Annotated in this window: 23 protein-coding genes; all 23 read left to right on the top strand. The window is 39.8% G+C overall.

The features are described 5' to 3' along the window. Positions 1-201: 201 nt before the first annotated feature. The 23 genes from secA to GQR93_RS09110 all read left to right on the top strand — a co-directional run bounded on the left by secA (position 202) and on the right by GQR93_RS09110 (position 26,371). Positions 202-2,565, top strand: coding sequence for a preprotein translocase subunit SecA (gene secA, locus GQR93_RS09220; RefSeq protein ID WP_003554603.1), 2,364 nt, complete (start codon positions 202-204; stop codon positions 2,563-2,565). A gap of 173 nt (positions 2,566-2,738) precedes the next feature. Beyond that, a protein-coding gene (prfB, locus tag GQR93_RS09215) for a peptide chain release factor 2 (RefSeq protein WP_187117463.1) occupies positions 2,739-3,861 on the top strand; the annotation gives its coding sequence in 2 pieces (ribosomal slippage) (positions 2,739-2,816 and positions 2,818-3,861; 1,122 coding nt in all). Between the two features lie 209 nt (positions 3,862-4,070). Continuing rightward, on the top strand, positions 4,071-5,231 hold the full coding sequence (locus tag GQR93_RS09210) for a PDZ domain-containing protein (protein WP_225442025.1): 1,161 nt from the start codon (positions 4,071-4,073) through the stop codon (positions 5,229-5,231). A gap of 23 nt (positions 5,232-5,254) precedes the next feature. After that, the gene (locus tag GQR93_RS09205; RefSeq protein WP_003554595.1) at positions 5,255-5,983 is read left to right on the top strand and encodes a response regulator transcription factor; all 729 of its coding nucleotides are present in this window, start codon (positions 5,255-5,257) and stop codon (positions 5,981-5,983) included. Beyond that, positions 5,970-7,358, top strand: a complete 1,389-nt coding sequence (locus tag GQR93_RS09200; RefSeq protein ID WP_159298833.1) for a sensor histidine kinase — start codon at positions 5,970-5,972, stop codon at positions 7,356-7,358. Before GQR93_RS09205 ends, GQR93_RS09200 begins: the two co-directional genes overlap by 14 nt. Before the next feature lie 251 nt (positions 7,359-7,609). Then, the gene (locus tag GQR93_RS09195; RefSeq protein WP_003554591.1) at positions 7,610-8,497 is read left to right on the top strand and encodes a phosphate ABC transporter substrate-binding protein PstS family protein; all 888 of its coding nucleotides are present in this window, start codon (positions 7,610-7,612) and stop codon (positions 8,495-8,497) included. Continuing rightward, entirely contained in the window at positions 8,497-9,426 is a 930-nt protein-coding gene (gene pstC, locus GQR93_RS09190) for a phosphate ABC transporter permease subunit PstC (RefSeq protein ID WP_003554590.1), read from the top strand. Before GQR93_RS09195 ends, pstC begins: the two co-directional genes overlap by 1 nt. Beyond that, on the top strand, positions 9,423-10,313 hold the full coding sequence (gene pstA / locus GQR93_RS09185) for a phosphate ABC transporter permease PstA (protein WP_003554588.1): 891 nt from the start codon (positions 9,423-9,425) through the stop codon (positions 10,311-10,313). Before pstC ends, pstA begins: the two co-directional genes overlap by 4 nt. 11 nt (positions 10,314-10,324) lie before the next feature. Beyond that, a complete protein-coding gene (gene pstB / locus GQR93_RS09180; protein ID WP_003554586.1) occupies positions 10,325-11,131 on the top strand; it encodes a phosphate ABC transporter ATP-binding protein PstB in 807 nt (268 codons plus the stop codon). 11 nt (positions 11,132-11,142) lie between these two features. Further along, positions 11,143-11,901 (top strand): phosphate ABC transporter ATP-binding protein PstB, encoded by a 759-nt coding sequence (gene pstB, locus GQR93_RS09175; protein ID WP_003554584.1) that lies wholly within the window; start codon positions 11,143-11,145, stop codon positions 11,899-11,901. An 11-nt stretch (positions 11,902-11,912) separates the two neighbouring features. Next, positions 11,913-12,569 carry a phosphate signaling complex protein PhoU gene (gene phoU / locus GQR93_RS09170; RefSeq protein WP_003554582.1) on the top strand — a complete coding sequence of 219 codons (657 nt, stop codon included), beginning with the start codon at positions 11,913-11,915 and terminating at the stop codon, positions 12,567-12,569. Between the two features lie 90 nt (positions 12,570-12,659). Next, positions 12,660-12,983 (top strand): PspC domain-containing protein, encoded by a 324-nt coding sequence (locus GQR93_RS09165; RefSeq protein ID WP_003554580.1) that lies wholly within the window; start codon positions 12,660-12,662, stop codon positions 12,981-12,983. Positions 12,984-12,985: 2 nt separating this feature from the next. Next, the gene (locus GQR93_RS09160) at positions 12,986-13,333 is read left to right on the top strand and encodes a phage holin family protein (protein WP_035444808.1); all 348 of its coding nucleotides are present in this window, start codon (positions 12,986-12,988) and stop codon (positions 13,331-13,333) included. Between the two features lie 99 nt (positions 13,334-13,432). Further along, the gene (gene hprK, locus GQR93_RS09155; protein WP_187117462.1) at positions 13,433-14,458 is read left to right on the top strand and encodes an HPr(Ser) kinase/phosphatase; all 1,026 of its coding nucleotides are present in this window, start codon (positions 13,433-13,435) and stop codon (positions 14,456-14,458) included. A gap of 2 nt (positions 14,459-14,460) precedes the next feature. Next, positions 14,461-15,306: a prolipoprotein diacylglyceryl transferase gene (lgt, locus tag GQR93_RS09150; RefSeq protein ID WP_003554574.1), complete on the top strand. Its 846-nt coding sequence runs from the start codon at positions 14,461-14,463 to the stop codon at positions 15,304-15,306. A gap of 26 nt (positions 15,307-15,332) precedes the next feature. After that, positions 15,333-16,349, top strand: a complete 1,017-nt coding sequence (locus GQR93_RS09145; protein WP_035444806.1) for an NAD(P)H-dependent glycerol-3-phosphate dehydrogenase — start codon at positions 15,333-15,335, stop codon at positions 16,347-16,349. Positions 16,350-16,387: 38 nt separating this feature from the next. After that, positions 16,388-17,290, top strand: coding sequence for a UTP--glucose-1-phosphate uridylyltransferase GalU (gene galU, locus GQR93_RS09140; protein WP_003554571.1), 903 nt, complete (start codon positions 16,388-16,390; stop codon positions 17,288-17,290). A gap of 77 nt (positions 17,291-17,367) precedes the next feature. Continuing rightward, positions 17,368-18,318 carry a thioredoxin-disulfide reductase gene (gene trxB / locus GQR93_RS09135; protein WP_003554569.1) on the top strand — a complete coding sequence of 317 codons (951 nt, stop codon included), beginning with the start codon at positions 17,368-17,370 and terminating at the stop codon, positions 18,316-18,318. Between the two features lie 133 nt (positions 18,319-18,451). Next, on the top strand, positions 18,452-19,099 hold the full coding sequence (locus GQR93_RS09130; protein ID WP_003554567.1) for a YfbR-like 5'-deoxynucleotidase: 648 nt from the start codon (positions 18,452-18,454) through the stop codon (positions 19,097-19,099). 196 nt (positions 19,100-19,295) lie between these two features. Next, positions 19,296-21,299, top strand: a complete 2,004-nt coding sequence (uvrB, locus tag GQR93_RS09125; RefSeq protein WP_003554563.1) for an excinuclease ABC subunit UvrB — start codon at positions 19,296-19,298, stop codon at positions 21,297-21,299. A 12-nt stretch (positions 21,300-21,311) separates the two neighbouring features. Next, positions 21,312-24,194: an excinuclease ABC subunit UvrA gene (gene uvrA, locus GQR93_RS09120; RefSeq protein ID WP_147605373.1), complete on the top strand. Its 2,883-nt coding sequence runs from the start codon at positions 21,312-21,314 to the stop codon at positions 24,192-24,194. A 286-nt stretch (positions 24,195-24,480) separates the two neighbouring features. Continuing rightward, positions 24,481-25,368 (top strand): RNase adapter RapZ, encoded by an 888-nt coding sequence (gene rapZ / locus GQR93_RS09115; RefSeq protein ID WP_003554559.1) that lies wholly within the window; start codon positions 24,481-24,483, stop codon positions 25,366-25,368. 1 nt (position 25,369) lies between these two features. Further along, positions 25,370-26,371: a gluconeogenesis factor YvcK family protein gene (locus tag GQR93_RS09110; RefSeq protein ID WP_003554557.1), complete on the top strand. Its 1,002-nt coding sequence runs from the start codon at positions 25,370-25,372 to the stop codon at positions 26,369-26,371. Positions 26,372-26,380 lie beyond the last annotated feature (9 nt).

Below are 26,380 nucleotides of genomic sequence, written 5' to 3'. Positions count from 1 at the left end.
TTTTGTCTATTTATTAAAAAAAGGATAGTTTCGAAGTTCACTCTTTCCTATTGATTTGAAAAGTATTATGATAAACGAATGCTGTAAATGTTATCAAGGTGTTTTCATTGATGGCCTTGAATGTTACAATAAACAAGTATGTAGTTGATTAATACGATAAAGACATTAAAATGAATAACTGATTTAGAAGGGAATTTTTCAATGGCTAATCTTTTAAAAAAATGGGTTGAAAGCGACAAGCATGAACTCAAACGATTAAGCAAAATTGCTGATGAAGTTGGGGTATATGCAGACGAGTATCGTCAACTCAGCGATGAAGAATTACAAGCCAAGACACCGGCGTTTAAAGAACGCTATAAAAATGGTGAAACACTCGACGATTTACTTCCGGAGGCATTTGCTGTTGCTCGGGAAGGTGCTCGTCGGGTTCTTGGGCTTTACCCATTCCACGTTCAAATTATGGGTGGAATTGTGCTTCATGAGGGTAATATTGCTGAAATGAAGACTGGTGAAGGTAAGACGTTAACGGCGACAATGCCTGTTTATTTGAATGCTCTCGCAGGAGAAGGCGTTCACGTTGTCACGGTTAATGAGTACCTATCTCAACGTGATGCGACTGAAATGGGTGAGCTGTACAATTGGCTGGGTTTAACTGTAGGTGCCAATTTAGCCGAAATGACACCGGATCAAAAACGTGAAGCCTATGCATGTGACATCACTTACTCGACCAATAGTGAAATCGGGTTTGACTACCTGCGTGATAACATGGTGGCGTACAAAGAAGAAATGGTTCAACGCCCACTTAATTTTGCGATTGTAGATGAGGTTGATTCCATTTTAATTGATGAGGCACGAACACCATTGATTATTTCTGGTCAATCAACTGGAACTTCCGAGTTGTATCAGCGAACAGATCGATTTGCTAAGACGCTTCACGAAAAAGATGATTTTAAGATTGATTTGGAGACTAAGACGGTTTCATTAACTGATAAGGGAATTGAAAAAGCCGAAAAATACTTTAACTTAAAAAATTTGTATGATACAGATAACACAGCTTTGACCCACCATTTGGATCAAGCATTACGTGCTAACTTCATTATGCTGCGGGATAAGGATTACGTGGTTCAGGACGGTGAAGTGTTAATTGTTGACTCGTTTACCGGACGGATTATGCAGGGGCGTCGTTTTTCTGATGGCCTTCACCAAGCAATTGAAGCCAAAGAAGGCGTTGAAATCCAAGAGGAAAGTAAGACCATGGCAACAATTACTTATCAAAACATGTTCCGTATGTATAAGAAGCTTGCTGGTATGACAGGTACTGCCAAAACCGAAGCTGAGGAATTCCGTGAGATTTATAACATGGAGGTTATCTCTGTGCCAACCAACAAACCGGTTGTCCGAGTCGACCATCCAGATGTTTTATACCCAACTTTGGACGCAAAGTTCGATGCAGTTGTTAAAGAAATCAAGCAACTCCATAAAAAGGGCCAGCCGATGTTAATTGGTACGGTTGCGGTTGAAACTTCCGAATACCTTTCAAAGCGACTTGATGAGGAACAAATTCCTCACGTTGTTTTAAACGCTAAGAATCATGCAAAAGAAGCTGATATTGTTATGAATGCCGGTCAAAAGGGTGCTGTTACAATTGCTACCAACATGGCTGGACGTGGTACCGATATCAAACTCGGACCCGGGGTTGTGGAGTTAGGTGGTCTAGCAGTTATTGGGACTGAACGACATGAATCACGTCGTATTGATAATCAGCTTCGTGGCCGTTCTGGTCGTCAGGGTGATCCTGGTTTGTCACAATTTTATTTGTCACTTGAAGACGATTTAATGCGCCGCTTTGGTTCTGATAAAATCAAGAACTTCTTGGAGCATTTAAACGTTGAAGGTGAAGATGCTGTTATTCGTTCCAAGATGATCACCAAGCAAGTTGAGTCAGCTCAGAAACGAGTTGAAGGTAACAACTATGATTCTCGTAAGAACGTTCTTCAGTATGATGATGTTATGCGTCAACAGCGTGAAGTTATTTATGGTGAACGTCAAGAAGTCATTGAGGAAAATAAAGACCTTAAGTGGGTTATTATACCGATGATTGAACGGACTGTTAACCGAATTGTTGATTTGCATACTCAAGGTGAAAAAGAAGACTGGGATCTCCAAACAATTCTTGACTTTGCGATTAGCGCAATGGTAAGTCCTGATAAAATTTCACTTGAGGATTTTCAAAATAAGACGGCCGATGAAATCAAGAAGATGTTAATGGATCTTGCAAATTCGGTTTATAAAGAAAAACAAAAACAGCTTTATGATGAATCTCAAATGCTTGAGTTTGAAAAGGTTGTTATTCTTCGAGTTGTTGATTCTCACTGGACCGATCACATTGACATGATGGATCAACTTCGTCAGTCAATTGGTCTTCGTGGGTACGGTCAACTAAATCCATTAGTTGAGTATCAACGTGAAGGATATAAAATGTTTGAAGAAATGATTGCAGATATTGACTATGATGCAACTCGACTCTTCATGAAGGCAGAAATTCGTCAAAATATGCAAAGATAATGACAAATTGTTTCGGCTTAGAAACAAGACTATCCGCTCAAATGGCGGTTAAGAGTTGTGATTGTCCGAAATTAAGCGATGAGGTTGAGGCAAAAATTCATTTTTGTCTCAACTTCTTTTGCAATTGTGACGATTGTTCGGTAAAAAAATTTGATTTGAAATGAGGCATAAATATGGTATTTGAATTAAGTGAAGCAAAAAAACAAATCGCAGATATGCAAAAAGCCATCGATGGCTTTAGGGGGTCTCTTTGACTTTGATGCGCTGAGTGAAAGTATAAGTATCAATGAAGCAAAGATGGCTGAACCCGGGTTTTGGGATGACCAGCAAGCGGCTCAAAAACTGATTGACGAGACGAATCAATTAAAAACAAAGCGTGACAGGTTTGACACACTAACCAACGAGCTTGATGATTTAAAGGTTACATTAGAATTAATTTCCGAAGACCCGGATTCCGGAATGCAAGATGAGTTTATTGGCGAGGCAGATAAACTAAAAAAGCAACTTGATAGGTATCAGCTGGGATTATTATTGAATGGCAAGTACGATCATAATAATGCCATTTTGGAAATTCACCCTGGAGCAGGCGGTACAGAAGCTCAGGATTGGGGTTCGATGTTGTTGAGGATGTATACTCGTTGGGCCGAAACACACGATTTTAAGGTTGATGTACTTGATTATCAAGTTGGTGAGGTCGCAGGTATTAACAGTGTCTCAATACTGATTAATGGTGAAAATGCATATGGTTATCTTCGATCTGAAAAGGGTGTCCATCGATTAGTTAGAATTTCACCATTTGACTCTGCCGGAAGAAGACATACTTCTTTTGCTTCAGTGGATGTGATGCCGGAACTAGATGATGATGTTTCTATCAAAATTAGTCCGGATGAATTAAAAGTTGATGTTTATCGTGCGAGCGGTGCCGGTGGTCAGCATGTTAACAAGACGTCATCTGCTGTGCGAATTACTCATATTCCGACTGGTATTGTCGTTGCCAGTCAAGCACAACGATCCCAATTGCAAAATAGACAAACGGCTTTAAACATGTTGAAGTCAAAACTTTATGAATTAGAGGAACAGAAAAAGGCGGAAGAAAAGGCAAAAATTGAAGGAGAGCAGTTGGATATCGGCTGGGGATCTCAAATTCGCTCGTATGTCTTCCATCCTTATTCAATGGTAAAAGATCATCGAACAAATTATGAAACGGCCAACGTCAATGGTGTGATGGATGGTGATCTCGATCCATTTATTAATGCTTACCTGCAATGGCAGTTAAGTAAGGACAACCCGGAATAAATGCGCATTGTTTAAATAATATCGACTTAATATAGAGTTAAATTAGGTTCGAAAGGGTCTGGGCAAAGACACATTTTGCCCAGACCCTTTTAACAACTGTTATCTATCCTAACCGATCTTTTCAGTGGATTGTTTTTACTTAGCTGGCTTTCAAATTTTAATTAATCAATGCTATACTTATACCATAATAACGGATGAGGGAAAAATTTATGAAATTTCTATTGGCAATTTGTTTCTATGTTCTTCAACCTATGTTGTGGGTCGGAGTTGTTCGAGCTTATTTGATACATACGAATCGTGTTAAACGAGAACGCAGAATTTTTAATTCTGCTATTTACGAGGACTTTTACGAAGGACGCCATTTTGTCAGAAGTGGTTTAATGATTGGCGTTATTTTTTCTGTCGTTTTGGGTTCCTTATTAATGACATCTCTTCAATGGCTAATTCTCTATGAGGGACTCTGCTTAATCGCACTCGTACTGATTCCATGGCAATTCTTAGGCGTTACTTTAATTGGAGCTGCAGGCATTTTATCACTTTTATTACCGCAAATGACACAATTTAATTTTATTGAAAAGTGGTTTGTGAATATGGAAATTTCAAGTCACCAAGTTAACCCGGTAAACTATTTAGCAATTCTGGCAGTAGTCATTTTTGCAACAGGATTATTTGTGCGGGCAAACGCCGGTCGATTTGATTCGCCAGCCATTTCGCGAAACAAACGAAATAACAAAGTTGCCGTTTATCCATTTAACGAATTAACCATTTTTCCGCTACTCTTGTTGCTGCCTGGAGACTGGTTTAAAATTGGGTTGGGCTTTCTTCCGGTATTTCAAATTAATCACCATTCATTTGTGATTTTAATTGTGCCGATTTTAATTGGTTTAAAATTAACAGTGCGAAAAAGCACCCCTCGGGAATTCTTTAGGAACTTGGGAAAGTTAATGATGTTAGTCGCCGGTTTGGGCATTTTAATGGTTATCGGAGCTGCTTTTAATCATAAACTCGTTTTGCCAGCGATGATCTTTTTAATGATTTGTTACTATGGTGTTATTTTGATTGTGAAGCATCGGGATCGAAAGCAACAATTTGAGTACAGTGAAGTTATGGATGGCATCCGAATTATTGGCATTCAGCCTGGAACCCCGGCAGCAAAAATGAATTTATCGGTTGGAGATGTTATTTTGACGGTTAATGATATCCAAGTTTCTAATGATGATCAATTTTATCGGGCACTATCCACGAGTCCGACATATTGTCGTTTTAAGGTTCGGGATCGTCATGATCAATTAAAAATGACGGAATCGGCAATTTTTAAGAATTCGCCTCATGAAATCGGGGTTAAAACGTATACGCAGTCTGTTGAGTAAACACACAGTAGGAGGATCTTCCCTTGAAAAAAGTATTAGTAGTTGATGATGAACCGGCAATTGTAACTTTACTTGAATATAATTTGAAGCAAGCAAGTTTTGACGTTCAAAGCGCAACTAATGGTGCTGACGCGTTATCAATGATTGAAAATAATCATTATGACATTGTTTTACTTGATTTAATGTTACCAGAGATGAGTGGTGAAGAAGTTTTAAAACGAATTCGAATGGACAGAAACGATACGCCAGTCATTGTTTTAACTGCAAAAGATACTGAATTTGATAAGGTTTTTGGCTTGGAAATGGGAGCCGACGACTATGTACCAAAGCCATTCAGCCCTCGGGAGGTCATTGCCCGAATTAATGCTGTCTTGAGAAGATATGAAAAAAGCGAGCCTTCAAGCCAACAAAATGCTGCACCAGTTAAAAGTGGAGACATAGAAACAACTGGTCCGTTTACGATTGATCATAAGCAATACAAAGTGAGTGTCAATGATCAAAATCTGAAATTAACACCAAAAGAATTCGAACTAATGCAATATCTTGTCGGTCACGAAAATCAAGTACTAAGTAGAGATCAATTGTTGCAAGGTGTTTGGGGATTTGATTATTCGGGTCAAAGCCGTATGGTAGATATTCAAATTGCACATCTTCGTGAAAAAATCGAATCGGATCCTAAACGTCCCAAGTATCTAAAAACTATTCGTGGGTTCGGTTATGAGTTCTCAACAGGAGGCGATGACGCTGAGTAAAGCGTATCGACAAATCCTAATTATTTTAGGGCTGAGTAGTGTTACTTTTTTAATGCTCTTTTTTGGGTTTGCTAGAGATAACCGTGACCTTATTTTTTTGGCATTTGTTCTTTCTTTTTGCTTAACAGTAGCGATTGTGACCGCGACATTGGATTTTCGAAAGAACGAGAAAATCCGTAAACAACTGGAATATATGACAAAAAGTATTGTTTCCCATCAACCTGTAGCACCGTTATTTATTCGTCCGGGTAATCCTTATAAACAAATTGCTGACCAGTTAACTGAACTTCAATCTCGCCAACAGGACGAAAGTAAAACGATTAAAAATAGTAATACGGAACTTGTCACAATTCTTTCAAGCTTACCTGTTGGAATTATGGTCATTGATTCCAGTCAAGACGTGATATTTGCAAATCATAAAATAGCCTCAATGCTTCAGAGAAATATTATGAATCAACCACATTCGTACTCACAGGATATTAGGAATTATCAGTTACTTTCACTCATTGAACGGGTTTTTGAAGATCATGAATCTCAACAGACTGAAATTAGAAGTGTCGGGGATCATTCTTCAACTTGGGACACAAGCGTTGTCTATAATCAGTTAGAAAATGATTACCATATCTCAGTGATTATGTATGATATTTCAGACATTATAAACGTTAAACAAATGCAGATTGATTTCTTGCGTAATGCCAGTCATGAATTAAAAACGCCAGTTACGGCGATTTCCGGCTTTGCGAAAACACTGTTGGGCGGTGCAATGGATGACCGAAAAACGTTGGTTGAGTTTTTAAAAATTATTGATCAGCAAAGTACACAATTGACTTCATTGATTCAAGATGTTCTGACGATTTCACATATTCAGAACGGAACGCCACATCATTCACAGGCATTGGAGTTGAAGAAATTTGTTGACGCAAAATTGACAGGATATTCTTCAATGGCAAAGGTTCGTGATATCACGTTGGTTGATGAGGTACCACAAGATGCAGTTGTAAGCGTTGATTCGCAGATGTTGACCAGAATTTTACAAAATCTTGTTAGTAATGCAATTAAATATAACCGGTCTGGTGGAAGTGTGACTGTTAAATATTCTGCCAATGATAGTTTTTGGCAGCTTCACGTGGTGGATACGGGAATCGGAATTGCGCAAAAAGATATTTCCAGATTGTTTGAACGGTTTTATCGGGCAGACGATTCCAGAACCAAGCAAAAGGTGAGCGGAACCGGTCTGGGCTTGGCAATTGTTAAAGAGTTAGTTGATTCTATCGGGGGCGTGATTCATGTGAAAAGTCAGCGTGGTGTCGGATCGACTTTTACAGTCGAATTCCCGATAAACGATGAGTCACAAACTGCGCAAGTCGATAAGTAATTTGACTATAACACATAAGCCTTTTTGTCCGTTTATCAAATCAAGTTAAAGATTATTTATAAAAAAGATTAGTTTTGGTAATTCATACATATGCCATAAACTAATCTTTTTCGATTATGACGGGCTTTGACAGACCCGCTTTTTTAGATAAGACACCCCGTGATTTATTTACAAAACTTTTACATTTCAAATATCAAATTTTTACATTGATTTAATACAATTAGTAGTGGAGATTTGAGGAGGAAATGCGGATGCAGAAACGAAGAATGATTAAATGGTTACTGGTGGCAGTGGTTATCCTTGCAGGTATTGGATCGTACACTACCCGAAGTAAGCAGGCAACCAACCAACAATCAATTACCGCGGTTGGATCAACAGCATTGCAGCCATTAGTAGAAGCTGCCAGTGAAGAATACTCGGCCGAACATAGTGGCATTTTTATTAATGTACAAGGTGGCGGTTCTGGGACGGGATTGAGTCAAATTGAATCGGGCGCGGTCCAAATGGGTAATTCGGATTTATTTGCCCAGGAAAAAGCTGGTATTAATCCCCAAAAATTAGTTGATCATAAAATAGCCGTGGTTGGTGTGACGCCAATTGTTAATAAAAAAGTCGGTATCCATCGATTGACATCCAAGCAGTTGATTGCGATTTTTACAGGAAAAGTCAAAAATTGGCGGCAGGTTGGTGGGAAGAACCTACCAATTACGCTTATTAACCGAACCCAGGGAAGCGGTACGCGGGTGACTTTTGAAGAATACGGTCTAAATGGCCGTGAAAGTGCGGTAGCCCAAGAGCAGGATTCATCCGGCACCGTTCGTCAAATCGTTTCGTCGACGCCTGGTGCGATTAGCTACGTGTCTTTCGGCTATGTAAACAAGGCTGTTCAGCCAATTACGATTAACGGCATTAAACCGACTGAGCGAAATGTTATGGATAATGATTGGAAAATTTGGTCTTATGAACATATTTATACAAATGGCCAACCAACCGGTCTAACTAAGAAATTCCTTCATTACCTTCAGAACGATCATATTCAAAAAACACTGTTTAATAAGCTTGGCTATATTTCTGTAAAGGATATGCGTTATCAACGAACATGGCAGGGTAAGATTTCAAAGGGATCGGGGGTAGAATAATGCAAGATCAAAAGTTGGCAAAACAATTATTTAAAAAGTCCAAAACAGCACGTTATGAACGCTTTGGCCGCTTTTTATGTCTCTGTGCACTTTTGCTAATTATGGCGATTGTCATTGGGATTATTTTGTTTATTGCAACAAAGGGTATGTCGACCTTTCTAAAGGATCATATCAGTATGAAGGATTTCTTTACAGGCACCTTATGGAATCCCGGGACAAAAACACCTGACGGTCACGCAGCAGTTGGCGCTTTACCAATGATTCTCGGTTCCTTTCTAGTCACTATTTTGGCTGCTGTCATTTCAACACCATTTGCGATTGGAACGGCTGTTTATATGACTGAAATTTCGCCGAAGAGGGGCGCTAAAATTCTTCAGCCGGTTACTGAATTGCTGGTTGGTATTCCATCGGTTGTTTATGGATTTATCGGCTTGTCCGTGGTCGTTCCGTTTGTACGAAATGTGTTTGGCGGGAGTGGTTTCGGAATCCTTTCAGGAACGTTTGTCCTGTTTGTTATGATTTTACCGACCATCGTGTCTATGACTGTTGATTCCCTTAAATCGGTACCAACATACTATCGTCAGGCATCTTTAGCACTTGGAGCAACGAAGTGGCAGACAATTTGGAAAGTTGTCCTAAGAGCCGCAACACCAGGAATTTTGACGGCTGTTGTTTTTGGAATGGCCAGAGCGTTCGGCGAGGCTTTGGCAGTGCAAATGGTTATCGGAAATGCGTCGTTAATGCCGCATAACCTGATCTCACCAGCTTCAACGTTGACTTCTGTTTTAACCGCAGGAATGGGAAATACGGTGATGGGATCCATGCAGAATGACGCGCTTTGGTCGCTTGCTCTTGTATTGCTGGTGATGTCGTTGCTGTTTAATTTACTGGTACATTTTATTGGTCGGAAAGGGGCGTTTAGTAAATGAATCGAGTGCAGAAACAAAGTCAGATTGCAATAATTGTTTTAAAAGCAATTGCAGGTTTTGTGGTTTTGATCCTGGCATTTTTGATTGGATACATTTTTATCACAGGTTTGCCAAACGTTAGTTGGAAATTTTTAACATCTCCGGCCAAGGCATTTAGTTCCGGTGGGGGCATCGGTGTTCAATTGTTTAATTCTTTTTACTTGTTAATTTTGGCAATGTTGATTTCACTGCCGATCGCGTTGGGGGCTTCAATTTATTTAAACGAGTATGCAAAAGATAATTGGTTTACATCAATGATTCGGACATCAATTGAGATTTTAAGTTCGTTACCATCTGTTGTTGTAGGATTATTCGGGTTCCTGTTATTTGTTGTTCATTATAATTTCGGGTTTTCGATTATTTCAGGTGCCTTAACACTCACCATTTTTAATCTACCTTTGCTTACCAGGAATATTGAAGAATCATTGGCAAGCGTTGCTGATGATCAGAGACAGGGTGGTTTGGGACTTGGACTATCAAAATACGAAACGATTATCCATATCGTTGTTCCTGCTGCCTTACCGGGGATTATTAGTGGGGTCATCCTTTGTTCTGGACGAGTTTTTGGCGAAGCCGCTGCTTTAATTTACACGGCTGGGCAGAGTGCACCAGCATTGAATTTTGGCGATTGGAATCCGTTCAACATTGACAGTCCGTTAAGTCCTTTGCGTCCAGCCGAAACACTAGCCGTACACATTTGGAAAATTAATTCTGAAGGGATTATGCCTGACCTAACCCAGGTTTCATCCGGTTCTGCAGCGGTCTTGGTTTTGGCAATTTTAATTTTTAATCTTTCAGCACGTTATATTGGCCGAAAGGTATTCGAGAAAATGACTTCGATGAACTAGGAGAATTCAATATGCAATTTGATACAAACAATCATGAACGGTTTATCTATCACTTTGATCCCGAAGAAAATGATATTGACATGCAAACTAAGGATCTTGAAATATACTATGGTAAGAATTTAGCGATGCATCAAGCTGACATTCAGTTTAAAAAGAACACCATTACGGCTTTAATAGGTCCGTCAGGTTCAGGTAAATCTACCTTTTTGCGTTCTTTAAACCGGATGAATGATGATGTCGCAACGGTTAAGGGACAAATCCTGTATAAGGGTGTTAATATTAATCAACCCGGGATTGACGTCTACGAGGTTCGGCGTCGAATAGGAATGGTGTTTCAACGTCCTAATCCTTTTGCTAAATCAATTTATGATAATGTGACATTTGCCCTGCAAAGACGAGGAATTCATGACAAAAAAGTATTGGACGAGGTCGTTGAAACAACTTTGAAACAGGCTGCGGTTTGGGATCAGGTTAAGGACAGTCTTCATAAAAGTGCACAATCATTATCCGGTGGTCAAGCGCAGCGGGTATGTATCGCGCGGGCACTGGCTGTTAAACCGGATGTCTTACTTTTGGACGAGCCGGCAAGTGCACTTGATCCGGTGTCGACATCACAACTTGAACAGACACTCCGAGAATTAAAACCAAACTATACCATTATCATTGTGACCCATAACATGCAACAGGCTGCGCGTTTAAGTGATTACACGGTCTTCTTTAATTTGGGAGAGGCAATTGAGTATAACAAGACCAGGAAGATTTTTACCAGACCAAAAATTAAGTTAACCGATGATTATGTTTCTGGCAACTTTGGATAGGAGGCAATTTGATGTCTGAGCCAATTATTTCAGCAAATAATCTTGATTTGTTTTATGGTGATTTCCAAGCACTGCACAATATTCATTTAGATTTTAATCCCAACCAGATTTCTGCACTAATTGGACCATCTGGATGTGGAAAGTCAACCTTTTTGCGATGCTTAAATCGAATGAACGATATGATAGATGGTGTCACAATTACAGGGACTGTTAAGTTTCATGAGCAGAATATTTATTCGCCGCAAACAAATTTGGTTGATTTAAGAAAAGAAATTGGAATGGTTTTTCAACAACCAAACCCATTTCCATTCTCAGTTTATGATAATATTACTTATGGACTTAGAATTGCAGGTGTTAAAGATAAACAAAAGCTTGATGAAATCGTTGAACGAAGTTTGAAACAGGCTGCAGTTTGGGATGAGGTTAAGGATCATTTGTATGATAATGCACTTTCATTTTCAGGAGGGCAGCAACAGCGAATCTGTATCGCCAGGGTTTTGGCAGTTTCACCGTCAGTTATTTTAATGGATGAGCCGACCAGTGCACTTGATCCAATTTCCAGCGCAAATATTGAAAATACGCTACTTGAACTAAAAAAGAACTATACAATTATAATCGTAACTCACAATCTTCAGCAAGCTTCCAGAATTTCTGATAAAACAGCATTCTTTATGGAAGGTCGAATCATTGAGTATGATGATACGACGAAAATGTTTGTTAATCCTGATGAGAAGCAGACAGAGGATTATGTGAGTGGTCGATTTGGATAGGGGATGACCTAATGGGAAAGGTTTTTGACGAAGAAATAGTTACTTTAAAGGCAGATTTTATGAAACTTGGGGCATTGGTTGGAGAGGCTGTTGCTAATGCGGGGCAGGCTTTTATCGACCATGATATCCATAAAGCTGAAACAGTGGTTACAAATGATCACGCGATTAATCATTTGCAGATCCATATTGAAAAACGTTCTTTTGAAATGATTGCCCTTTATCAACCGGTCACGGGTGATTTGCGTGAAGTTGTCGGTATTTTAAAAGCAGTGACAGACTTGGAGCGGGCTGGGGATCATGCACGAAATATTGCGCGGTCCACGCTCAGTATTAAAGGTCAACCGCGAATTGCAACAGTTGAATCTATTATTGCGTCAATGTCTAAAGATGTAAGTGAACAATATGATGACTCTATCAGTTCTTACGGTGAGGCAGATCAAGATAAGGCAAAGGAAACTGCTAAGAGATACGATAAAGTTATCGAAAAACATTATAATGATATTGCCGCTCCAAGTTATCAGGCGATGGCAAAGGATCCTGAAATTGTTAACTCTGCGATTATCTATCTTAATGTTGCCAAGGATCTTTCAAGAGTGAGCGATTACAGTACCAACATTTGTGAGTGGACAATTTACCTGGCAACCGGAAAAATTATCGAATTAAATTAAAAAAGCATATTTTTTTACGCGGCATACTTGATTGCGGCGTTTTTTTTGATACGCTTAATTTAAGAGTCAATTTATAGTGGAGGCTTTTCGATGAGTGATAAAAAGAAGCTTTACCGATCGTCTGAGGATCGTTGGATAGCTGGTGTACTTGGTGGCATTTCCGCTTACTTTGATTGGAATTCAACATTGGTACGTATTCTATACATTATTTTGATGTTTACTCCAGGTGTTGGTCTGGTGGCAATTCTGGCTTATATTGTTATGATTGCGATTATTCCGGCTGAAAATGCGCCCGTATCATTTTTTAATCAGCTTAAATCAACTTACAAAAATCAGGATTCTTCTAAAAAATCGCGAAAAGTGATTCACGGTGTTGAGGAAGAAGATGTTAATCACGACAAGAAAAGAGGCTAACTGTGAGATTCCTATCAACTGTCTTAATTGACGCTTTATTGTTTATGGCAATTAGCGGTTTCTTTCCTAGCAGCTTATATGTTTCGAGCGTTGAAATTGCGGTCATTGCGGCATTGGTATTGGGGGTATTAAACTGGTTGGTTAAACCTATCATCATTATTTTGTCTTTACCAATTAATTTTTTAACCCTGGGGCTATTTGGCATTGTGATTAATGGATTGATGTTGGAACTGACCTCGAGGATTGTTGGAGCAGGCTTTCAGTTTTCCTCGTTTTGGACAGCGATGTTTATTGCTATTTTAATGTCAGTTGTGAGTGTTATTATCGCTAGTTATTTTGATAAATCGTAGCTAATTAACTAAAACATTTTGTTGTTTTCCTCATTCTCTTAAAGACGTGGCGTATATAAAAGTGATAAAATTATAGTGATTATTTGAGGAGGGATGTTCTTGACTGAAAGTGTTAGTGTAGCGGATTTAGTTGCCAATACCCGACTGGATGTATATTATGGTAAGGAATATTTGGAAAGTAAGTCAATTTCTACTAGTGATATATCCAGGCCTGGTCTGGAATTAACAGGTTTTTTTAACTATTATCCTGCAAACCGAATTCAACTACTTGGAATAACTGAAATTTCGTATTCTAAAGGAATGTCTCACAAAAACCTGTTAGACGTTATGAAAAAAATGTGTCAACCGCAAACGCCAGCTTTCGTTATTTCCACACAGCTTGACCCACCGGAAGAATTGCTTGAGGCTGCTAAATTAGAGCATATTCCGGTGTTGGGATCGAAACTGACAACGTCACGGGTTTTAAGCAATATGACCAATTATCTGGAAGATAAATTGGCTGAAAGAAAATCCCTTCATGGTGTCTTGGTTGACGTCTATGGCTTGGGGATTTTAATTACCGGTGATAGTGGTATAGGCAAAAGTGAAACGGCCCTGGAACTTGTGAAACGTGGACATCGATTGATTGCTGACGATAGGGTAGAAGTGTATCAGCAGGATGAGCAAACGCTGGTAGGAACGGCACCGGCTATTTTACGCCACCTTCTTGAAATTCGGGGAATTGGGATTATCGATGTTATGACGCTTTTTGGAACAGGTGCGGTCAGAAGCCAAACCAAGGTTGATTTAATTATTCATCTGGCAAATTACACAAAGGATGCAAAATTTGATCGACTTGGAAATGGCACACAAAATGTTCATATCTTTGATGTGAATGTGCCAAAAATTACCATTCCGGTTAAAACCGGTCGTAATTTGGCCATTATTATTGAAGCAGCTGCAATGAACTTTCGTGCGCAATCGATGGGCTATGACGCAACTGAAACCTTTGATCGTAATTTGAATAACTTAATTAAGGCTAATAGTGCCAGTGATGCAAAAGAAAAAGCCGAAGAAAAGAATGTTGAAGAGAAGAATAAGGATCTAATCGGGAAAACATCAAAAAAACCTGATTCGAAGAAATAGGAGTGCCCATATTGTTTAGTTTTAAAAGTTTGGCTTTAAACCCAATTGCCTTCCATTTAGGACCGATTGAAGTCCATTGGTATGGCATTATTATTGCCTGTGGTGTTATTTTAGCGGTCTATTTGGCTGTCAGGGAAGGTAAAAAACGTGGTATCAAGCCCGATGACATCTATGATATGATTTTGTGGGCATTACCGGCTGCTTTAATCTGTGCTCGGCTATACTACGTTATCTTTCAGTGGTCGTATTACAAAGATAATCCCGGAGAAATCATTCAAATTTGGGATGGCGGTATTGCCATTTATGGTTCCTTGATTGGTGCAATGATCGTGGTTATTTGGTTCTGCCGTCGACGTTTTATCCCTGTTTGGTTAATGCTTGACGTTGCTGCACCAACGGTTATTTTGGCTCAGTCAATTGGGCGTTGGGGAAACTTTATGAACCAAGAGGCATTTGGGAAAATAACCTCTTTAGCGTATCTTCAAGGCCTTCACCTGCCGCATTTCATTATTTCACAAATGTATATCAGCGGCGCATATCGACAACCGACATTTTTATATGAGTCGGTGTGGAGCTTTTTAGGATTTTTAGTATTAATAACGTTACGGCATAACCCTTATTTATTTAAGCAGGGCGAAGTTTTCTTGGGTTATGTGATGTGGTATTCATTTGGACGGTTCTTTATCGAGGGAATGCGGACAGACAGTTTGATGTTGTTCAACTTACGGGTTTCACAAATACTGTCGATCTTCCTGTTCGTTGGCGCGATTATTCTAGCGATCTATCGACGTCGTGATCAGGTGAATCCATGGTACCTGGAAGGGAATACGCTGAATGTTGATTTTTAATTTACCAATAAAAAAGGAGAATAATGATGACTAAAGAAATTGCGGTTCTTGGAGCTGGATCATGGGGAAGCGTTTTGGCAAGTATCCTTGATGAAAATGGATCAAATGTAAAATTATGGTCATATAATAAGGAACAGGTTAAGGAGTTTAATGAATCCCATACCAATACCAAATACATTAAAAACTTTACTTTCTCTGATTCAATCAAAGCATACAATGATTTAGGCGAAGCGATTGAAGACGTTGACTATATTTTGTTTGTTGTGCCAACTCAGGTAACCAGATCGGTTGCCCACCAAGTGGCAGAAATCTTAAAGGAACGTCATCAATGGGTTAATATTATTCATGCTTCAAAGGGAATTGAAGAGAAAACATATCTGCGCCTTTCACAGGTGCTCGCACAGGAGATTGCCCCGGAAAATCGTCAATCGATTTCCGTTTTATCGGGTCCAAGTCAGGCTGAAGACGTTGTTACTAAGGACATTACACTAGTCACGGTTGCCAGCGATAATCAAAAGGCAGCAAAAGAGATTCAAGATTTATTTATGAATCATTATTTCCGGGTTTATACAAGTGATGATGTTATTGGTGTCGAAATCGGAGCTGCTCTTAAGAATATCATTGCGTTAGGTGCCGGTGCATTATATGGATTAGGATATAAAGACAATGCAAAAGCGGCCTTGATGACCCGAGGATTAGCGGAAATTTCTCGACTGGGAACATCATTTGGCGCTAATCCACTTACCTTTATCGGTTTATCAGGCGTTGGTGATATTATTGTAACCGCTACAAGTACAAATTCTCGAAATTGGCGTGCTGGTAATGAATTAGGACGTGGTGAATCACTGGACCAGGTTATCAAAAACATGGGAATGGTGATTGAAGGCATTGCAACAACGCGGGCAGCGTATCAACTTTCCAAGAAACGCGGCGTTGAAATGCCGATTACAAGTGCCATTTACCACGTTTTATATGATGGTGCTGATATTAAAGAAACAATCAATCAATTAATGACCCGGGAAGGTCGTTCAGAAATAGAATAATTAAAAAGACTAATTTTTAGAAAGGTTGAGGTATATAAATGCAAAAGAAAGTAACCAAAGCTGTTATTCCGGCTGCTGGATTAGGAACTCGGTTTTTACCGGAAACCAAGGCTCTTCCAAAGGAAATGCTGCCAATTGTTGATACGCCGACAATTCAGTTTATTGTGGAAGAAGCAAAGAAATCCGGTATTAGAGATATTGTGATTGTGATTGGTAAGGGTAAACGATCAATTGAAGATCATTTCGATGCTAATCCTGAACTTGAGCAAAATCTTGAGGAACGTCATAAGACGGACATGCTAGAGAGCATTCGTAAAACGAATGATATGAACATCTATTTTATTCGCCAATCACATCCACGGGGGCTGGGAGATGCAATTTATACCGCTCGAAGTTTTATCAGCAATGAACCGTTTGTTGTAATGCTGGGCGATGATGTGATGGAAGATAAGGTGCCTTTAACCAAGCAGCTCATGGATAGCTATCAGGAAACCGGTGCATCGACTTTGGCTGTTAAGCGGGTAGCCCATAAAGATATTTCAAAATATGGTGTTATTGATCCATCCGAAGAAGTGCAGCCAGGGTTATTCAATGTTAAAAAGTTTGTTGAAAAGCCATCGCCGGAAAAGGCACCAAGTGATCTGGCAATTATTGGCCGATACCTGTTAACCCCGGAAATTTTTGGTATTTTGGAAAATGCAAAACCTGATGCCAGTGGGGAAATCCAATTGACCTCGGCGATTGATACGCTAAACAAGACACAGCGGGTATTTGCACATGAATTTAAAGGTCGACGTTACGATACCGGTAATAAGTTAAGTTGGCTAAAGACTAACATTATTTTTGGTCTGCAGCATCCAGAGATTTCAAGTGGATTACGTACCTATTTGAAGGATCTTGGCAAACAATTAAGTGAAGAAGATATGAAACAGAAAAAGTAAAATCTTTCTGCTGGACAGGCTTACTTTTTCATAGTAAATTGGTAGTTGTAATTCATTGAAAGACAAGGAGGATCCAAATGGCTAAAAATTATGATGTCGTTGTGATTGGTGCTGGGCCTGGTGGGATGACAGCCGCGCTTTATGCATCCCGAGCAAATTTATCAGTCGCAATGATTGACCGCGGTATTTATGGTGGTCAAATGAACAATACGGCGGCAATTGAAAACTATCCCGGCTTTAAATCAGTCATGGGTCCGGATCTCGCTCAACAGATGTACGACAGTTCGGTTAATTTTGGTGCCGAATATGTTTATGGTTCAGTTGAATCTATTGAGGATAAAGGCAATGTCAAAATTGTCAAAACAGATAGTGAAGAGATTGAAGCAAAGGTTGTCATTATTGCAACCGGTTCAGAGTATAAGAAATTAGGCATTCCCGGTGAACATGAATACGGTGGTAAAGGTGTATCATACTGCGCCGTGTGTGACGGTGCCTTTTTCAGGAATAAAAACGTTGTGGTCGTCGGTGGTGGAGATTCTGCCATTGAGGAAGCAACGTATCTAGCTGGCATTGTTGATCATGTAACGGTTGTTCATCGGCGAGACCAACTTCGGGCACAACAGGTGATTCAGGATCGAGCATTTGCAAACGATAAAATTGATTTTGTTTGGAATACTAATGTGACTGAAGTTCTCGGTGATGATAAAAAGGTCACCGCGGTTAAAACTGTCAATAATAAAACCAATGAAGAGTCTGAAATCAAAACTTCCGGCGTCTTTATTTATGTTGGTTTATTGCCGATGACTGAACCGTTTGCTAACTTGGATATTACGGATGCTGATGGTTGGATTAAGACAAGCAATCAGATGGCAACTTCGGTTCCGGGCATTTATGCAATTGGCGATGTTCGACAAAAGGATTTACGCCAAATTACAACGGCTGTTGGTGAAGGCGGTATTGCTGGCCAACAAGCCTTTAAATATGTAGAAGCACTTAGTTCAAAAGGACAAACAGAAGTATCGCATTAAGACTTCGTTTCATTTTGAATTCTTGTTTAAATGAGATATGATTTATATATGAACAGAAAGGAGGTCGGGATAATTTTCTCGGCCTTCTTTAGTATAAAGAAAAATAAATGAACTGGATGGAGGCAATTGACTTATGGGGATGCATCAATATTTGGAAAGTTTAGCTGAATTGGAATTGATTAATCGGGCACCTGGATATTTTAAGTTTGAACAACACTCGGTGGCGGCCCACTCTTTTAAGGTAGCTGAGATTGCACAATTTCTTGGAGATGTTGAAGAAAATGCAGGTGAAACGGTCAATTGGCGTTTATTGTATGAAAAAGCATTGAATCATGATTATACCGAACGCTTTATTGGTGATATTAAGACACCCGTTAAGTATGCAACGCCAGTGCTTCGTTCAATGCTGGCAGATGTGGATGATAAGCTAACCGAAAACTTTATTCAAAATGAAATTCCATCTGAATTCCAAGATGCATACCGTCGTCGACTTTCAGAAGGTAAAGATGATACTTTAGAAGGCAGGGTTTTAGCGGTTGCCGATAAAGTGGATTTACTCTATGAGTCATTTGGTGAAATTCAAAAGGGGAATCCTGAAGAGGTTTATCCTGAAATGTATAAAGAAAGTTTATCAACGATGCTGCAGTATCGCGATATGCACTGTGTCCAATACGTTGTTTCAAAAGTCATTCCGGAGATGCTGGATGAAAACTTTACGACTCAAGAGAAATTGAGAAAATTAACCAGGCGGGTTCTAAAAAGTGAAAATTCCGGTAAATAATGGTTTGCGAAAGTATGTTCGTATGGTAAAATGTCTTATGAAGAAGTGTCAATGTTGATTTGATTGAGCAAGTATCAAAGCAAGCTGTTGTATTTGTTTTTTGTACAGTTATCTCAAGGGCGGGCGTAACCTGAAATTGTCCGTGCCTTTTTTAATCTTTTTAAGTATTCCGAAGTTCAGTCAGGGGGAAATTTGATTGATCGAAAGAGAAAATAACCATAAATTTGATTTAGTATCTAGTTACCAACCAACGGGTGATCAACCACAGGCAATAAAAAAGTTAGTAAACGGCGTTGATGATGGAAAAAAAGCACAAATTTTACTTGGGGCAACTGGGACCGGTAAGACGTTTACGATTTCAAATGTTATCGCACAGGTTAACAAACCAACACTGGTTTTATCACATAATAAAACATTGGCCGGACAATTGTATGGTGAGTTCAAAGAATTTTTTCCACATAATGCGGTAGAATATTTTGTTAGCTATTATGATTATTATCAGCCAGAAGCCTACGTGCCTTCAAGTGATACGTATATTGAAAAAGATTCTTCGATTAATGATGAGATTGATCAATTACGACATTCAGCGACCAGTTCTCTTTTGGAACGTAATGATGTGATTGTTGTAGCCTCAGTTTCGTCAATCTTTGGTTTAGGAGATCCAACAGAGTATCGAAACCACGTTGTTTCACTAAGAGTTGGACAAAATATTGAAAGGGACCATCTATTGCGTCAATTGGTTGATATTCAATATGATCGAAACGATATCGATTTTCAACGTGGTCGTTTCAGGGTTCACGGAGACGTAGTTGAGGTTTTTCCGGCTTCTTGGGATGAGCATGCTTTTCGAATTGAGTTTTTTGGCGATGAGATTGATCGAATTCGAGAAGTCGATACTTTGACGGGTGAAGTCATTGGTGATCGGGAGCACATTGCGATTTTTCCGGCCACCCACTTTTTAACAAATGATGATGTTATGAAGTTGGCCCTTCCTGAAATTCAGCAGGAAATGGATAGTCAGGTTTCTAAATTCGAAAAAGAAGGAAAATTGTTAGAGGCTCAACGGCTTAAGCAAAGGACGACGTATGATATTGAGATGATGCGTGAGATGGGATATACCAGTGGTATTGAAAACTACTCTCGTTTTATGGATCGAAGAAAGCCGGGACAACCACCATTTACACTTCTTGACTTTTTTCCCGATGATTACCTGCTTGTAGTTGACGAATCCCATCAAACAATGCCTCAAATCAGGGGTATGTATAATGGTGATAAGGCTCGAAAAGAGCAACTGGTCAAATATGGATTTCGATTACCGAGTGCACTTGATAATCGGCCGTTAAGGTTGCCGGAATTTGAAAAGCGGGTTCACCAGGTCATTTATATGTCAGCAACGCCTGGCCCATATGAAATGGATCAAACCAAAGATGTTGTGCAACAAATTATTCGACCAACCGGTTTGCTTGATCCTACAATAGATGTCCGACCGATTATGGGTCAAATGGACGATTTGGTCGGTGAAATTAATAAACGTGTTGATAAACATGAACGGGTTTTTGTCACCACTTTGACTAAAAAAATGGCTGAGGATTTAACGGACTATTTAAAGGATTTGGGCATTAAAGTCAAATATCTTCATTCGGATATTAAAACTCTCGAGAGAACTCAAATTATTCGCGACCTGAGACTCGGCAAATTCGATGTTCTAGTCGGTATCAATTTGTTGCGTGAAGGGATTGATGTTCCGGAAGTTTCCCTTGTGGCGATTTTGGATGCGGATAAAGAAGGATTTCTGAGAAATGAACGATCTTTGATTCAAACGATTGGCCGAGCCTCTCGAAATGAACATGGTGCCGTTATTATGTATGCGGATTCTGTCACGGACTCAATGAAGGCGGCTATTGATGAAACTGCGCGTCGTCGGGCAATTCAGATTAAATATAATAAAGAGCATGGCATTACACCGAAAACCATTATCAAACCAGTTCGTGATGCTATCTCGATTACTAAATCCAGTAGTGATGCCGGTAAAAAAGATGATTTTGTCGAAAGTGACTTTGAACAAATGAGTACCAAAGATCAAAAGAATATGTTGGCCCGTTTGACGGATGAAATGCGTGAAGCCGCTAAAAAGCTTGATTTTGAACAAGCGGCAACGCTACGTGACACGATTATGGAATTAAAGGCGCAGATCAGCTAAAGGAGAAAAAATTTGGTGAATGATAAGATTATAATTCGAGGTGCGCGTGCACATAATTTACAGAACGTTAACGTGACGATCCCTAAGAATAAACTGGTTGTGATGACCGGCTTATCCGGGTCAGGAAAAAGTTCGTTGGCATTTGACACATTATATGCGGAAGGGCAGCGTCGATATGTAGAAAGTTTGTCTTCTTACGCCCGTCAATTCCTTGGCCAGATGGATAAACCCGATGTCGATTCGATTGAGGGGTTGAGCCCGGCAATTTCAATTGATCAAAAGACAACTTCGAAAAATCCAAGGTCAACAGTCGGAACGGTCACTGAAATCAATGATTACTTTCGACTCCTTTGGGCCAGAGTTGGGACACCGATTTGTCCTAATGATGGGACAGTGATCACCAGTCAGTCTGTTGACCAGATGATTGCCCAAATTATGCAGCTTCCGGAACGGACAAAGATGCAGATTTTTTCACCAATTGTGCGCGGACGAAAAGGTCAGCATAAAAAGGTATTTGAAAAAATTAAACGTGAAGGATTTGTTCGGGTTCAGGTTGATGGAGACACACTCGATGTGGATGATTCCATTGAATTGGACAAAAATAAAAAGCATGATATTAACATTGTTATCGATCGAATTGTCATTAAAGATGGTATTAATAATCGGTTATCCGATTCTCTGGAAGCTGCCCTTAGATTAAGTGGTGGATATGCAATTGCAGACTTTTTAGGCGAACGGGATCAGATGATTTTTTCTGAGCATTATTCCTGTCCAATTTGTGGGTTTACTGTTGGAGAACTCGAGCCGCGTTTGTTTTCGTTTAATTCTCCCATTGGTGCTTGCCCGGATTGTGACGGTCTCGGAATGAAACTAGAGGTTGATCCGGATTTGGTTGTCCCTGATAAGACAAAAACGTTGAACGAAGGTGCGCTTGCCCCTTGGAGTCCGACTGGGTCCAAATGGTATCCGAATATGTTAGCACAAGCGTGCAAGGCTGAAGGTGTTGACATGGATACACCATTTAACAAGTTACCAAAGAAACAGCGCGATTTTGTCCTTTATGGATCTAAAACAAAGTCACTTCACTTTACTTTGGAAAGTGACTTTGGTGGTATTCGAGATGTTGACGGTCCCTTTGAAGGTGTTATCAATAATGTTGATCGCCGTTACCACAATACCAGCAGTGATTTTACCAGAAATAATTTGAGCGGTTATATGACGGAACTGACTTGTCAGACTTGTCATGGTTATCGGTTAAATCGCAAGGCACTAGCTGTTAAAGTTGATGGCAAAAATATTGCTGAGATTTCTGCATTGGATGTATCTGCGGAACTCAATTTTTTCGAAAACCTAAAATTTGGCCCACAAGATACGATGATTGCAAAACCGATTATCAAAGAGATTGTTGATCGGCTGACCTTTCTAAGAAATGTTGGTCTGGATTATTTAACTCTGTCAAGATCAGCTAGGACTCTTTCCGGAGGTGAAGCACAGCGAATTCGGCTTGCTACCCAGATTGGCTCCAACCTATCCGGCGTCCTCTATATTTTGGATGAACCATCGATTGGCCTTCATCAGCGCGATAATGATCGACTAATTGCGTCACTTAAAAAGATGCGTGATTTGGGAAATACATTGATTGTTGTCGAACATGATGAAGATACAATGCGTGCAGCTGATTACATTGTTGATATTGGACCGGGTGCCGGTCGTGATGGTGGAAAAGTCATGGCTGTTGGAACACCGGATCAAATTGCTGCTGCTCCTCAATCAATTACCGGTCAGTACTTGGCTGGAAAACGATTTATTCCTGTTCCTGAAAAAAGGCGGACTGGCAATGGCAAAAAAGTCCGTGTAACCGGAGCTGCTCAAAATAATTTGAAAGATATTACAGTTGATTTTCCACTTGGTGAATTGATTGTTGTAACCGGAGTTTCCGGTTCTGGGAAATCAACATTGGTTAACGATATTCTCAAAAAGGCGTTGGCTCAGAAGCTAAACCATAATTCGGAGCGTCCCGGAAAATATAAATCCATATCGGGTTATAAGAATATTGAAAAGATCGTTAATATCGATCAAACACCTATTGGCCGAACACCTAGGAGTAATCCGGCAACATATACCGGTGTCTTCGATGATATTCGTGATTTATTTGCCAATACAAATGATGCGAAACTACGTGGCTTTAAAAAGGGTCGTTTTAGTTTTAACGTCAAGGGTGGTCGATGTGAAACCTGCCATGGAGATGGTATCTTAAAAATTGAAATGAACTTTTTGCCAGACGTTTATGTGCCATGTGAAGTTTGTCATGGAAAGCGATATAATGCTGAAACACTTGAAGTAGAATACAAGGGTAAGAATATTTCCGATGTTCTTGATATGACAGTTGAAGAAGCACTCGATTTCTTTAGTGCCATTCCAAAGATTACGCGTAAACTTCAGACAATTAAAGATGTTGGTTTGGGTTATGTATCACTTGGACAGCCGGCGACGACACTTTCTGGTGGTGAAGCGCAACGAATGAAACTGGCTTCTGAATTATATAAAAAAGCCAGCGGGAAAAACTTTTATATTCTAGATGAGCCGACCACCGGTCTTCACAGTGAGGATATTCGTAAATTACTCGGTGTCCTGCAAAAGCTGGTGGATAATGGTAATACGGTACTCATCATTGAACATAACCTTGATGTGGTCAAAAATGCCGATCATTTGATTGATCTTGGTCCAGAAGGCGGTGATGGTGGCGGCCAAATTGTGGCGACCGGCACACCAGAACAGGTTGCTGAAGTCACAAAAAGTTATACCGGACAATATCTTAAACCTGTTTTGGAACGGGATAAGGCATTGACGGAACGAGCGAAACAAAAGTCGGCTGCTAAAGCAGCAAACCATTAATGATGTCATATGAGTGATTATTTTGAATAGAGAGTGGGATAAAAGGCGGTTAACTTCCAATTACTCGGCTGGAAGTTGCCTTTTTTCGTACGTCTTTGCTCAGTAATAGTCATGATAAAATTAAAAGGGACTGGACAATCTTTTTGTCAGCTCCTTTTTTGTTTGAATGCTGTAGTCAAAGCATTTAGATAGGCTGGGATGGTCATGCAAAAATTTAATGCTTAAAATGATACGCCCGGTATGTTATACTCAAATGAGTTTGTTATACGAAAGGACATCATTCAACATGGCTATGAATAATCAATTCGTCATTATTACTGGAATGAGTGGTGCTGGTAAAACAGTTGCAATGCAAAGCTTTGAAGATTTAGGATATTTTTGCGTTGATAATATGCCACCGACACTTTTGCCGAAGTTTAAAGAGTTAGTAAGGATGGAGCGGGATATTAATAAAATCGCGCTTGTAATCGATTTGCGTTCACAAGTTTTTTATGATGAAATTATCGGAATGTTTGATGATCTCAAAAAGAATGACGATGTCGATATTATTTTTCTTGATTCTTCGGATACCAAGCTGGTTTCACGATATAAAGAAACTCGAAGGGCACATCCACTTGCCAGAAACGGTCGGGTGATTGATGGCATTCAAAAAGAGCGTGAACTACTTGAGAATGTTAAAAAGGCTGCTGATTTGGTCGTTGATACCACAAATATGTCACCTAGACGATTGCGTGAAGAGGTTTTTCATAATTTTGAATCTACTGATACAACCCACACTTTCCATGTTGAAGTGATGTCATTTGGATTTAAGTATGGGCTGCCACTGGATGCTGACATTGTCATGGACGTTCGGTTTCTGCCAAATCCATATTATGATCCTAAGATGCGGTTTAAGACCGGACTGGACAAGTCTGTCTTTGATTATGTTATGCATTCTGAAGGCGCAAAGGCATTTTATGATAAACTACTTGATATCCTTAATTTCACATTGCCTGGATATGAGAAAGAAGGCAAAGCGAGTTTAACAATTGCCATTGGCTGTACTGGCGGTCAACACCGCTCAGTTGCCATTGCCCAACGACTAAGTAAAGATTTACAAAAACAATATCCACAGTATCCGGTTAATATTACGCATCGAGACATTGACCGCCATAAAGGGAAGGGGGAAAACTAAGATGATTGACGCATTGCACACGCACCGACCAAGAATTGTCGTGATCGGTGGGGGTACCGGCCTTCCGGTTATCTTAAAAAATTTAAAAAACCGGCATGTTGACATCACAGCAATTGTAACTGTTGCTGATGATGGTGGATCATCCGGAATCCTAAGAAATTATATTAACGTTGTGCCACCTGGAGATATTCGAAATGTAATGGTGGCCCTTTCTGATTTACCGCAGTTGGAATTGGATTTGTTCCAATACCGTTTTAAGAGCAGTGATCAGTTCTTTGCCGGTCATGCGATTGGAAATCTTATTATTGCTGCGTTGTCTGAAAAGCGTGGCGGCATTTTTGATGCCGTTCAGATTCTTAGCAGGATGATGAAAGTTGACGGGCATATTTTCCCTGCTGCAAATGAGCCGCTTGAATTAAATGCAGAATTTAGTGATGGTAGTCATATGAGTGGTGAATCAGAGATTACTGCGGCTGGTAAATTAATTAGGCGGGTTTGGGTTGAAACCAATGATGACTCCCACAAACCTGAAGCGGTTGATGAAGTGGTAGATGCAATCATGAATGCAGATCAGATTGTATTAGGGCCGGGAAGTCTATTTACAAGTATTTTGCCTAATTTGATGATTGAAAATGTTGGAAATGCCTTAAAGAGGACAACTGCTGATATTGTTTATATTTGCAATATTATGACGCAAAAAGGTGAAACCGAGAATTTTACGGAAGCCGATCATGTTCGGGTACTTAATCAACATCTCGGAAAGAATTTCATCAACACCGTTTTAGTTAATATGAAAGAAGTTCCTTCTGAATACATCGATTACAAAAAATGGAATGAAGTTTCCCAACCTGTTAAACATGATTTTGCAGGTTTGCGGGCAATGGGATGTCGGGTTATTTCCGCTGACTTCTTGGAGCTTAAGGACCGTGGTGCCTTTCATAATGGCCAAGAAGTTGCCGAGGAGTTACTGAATTTAATTGGTCGATCGACTGACGAAGAGTAAGGAGTTGTT

It is taken from the genome of Lentilactobacillus hilgardii (assembly GCF_009832765.1).
GTDB lineage: Bacteria > Bacillota > Bacilli > Lactobacillales > Lactobacillaceae > Lentilactobacillus > Lentilactobacillus hilgardii.
Note: the sequence above shows the minus strand (reverse complement) of the source record. Positions and strands in the feature narration are given on the sequence as shown.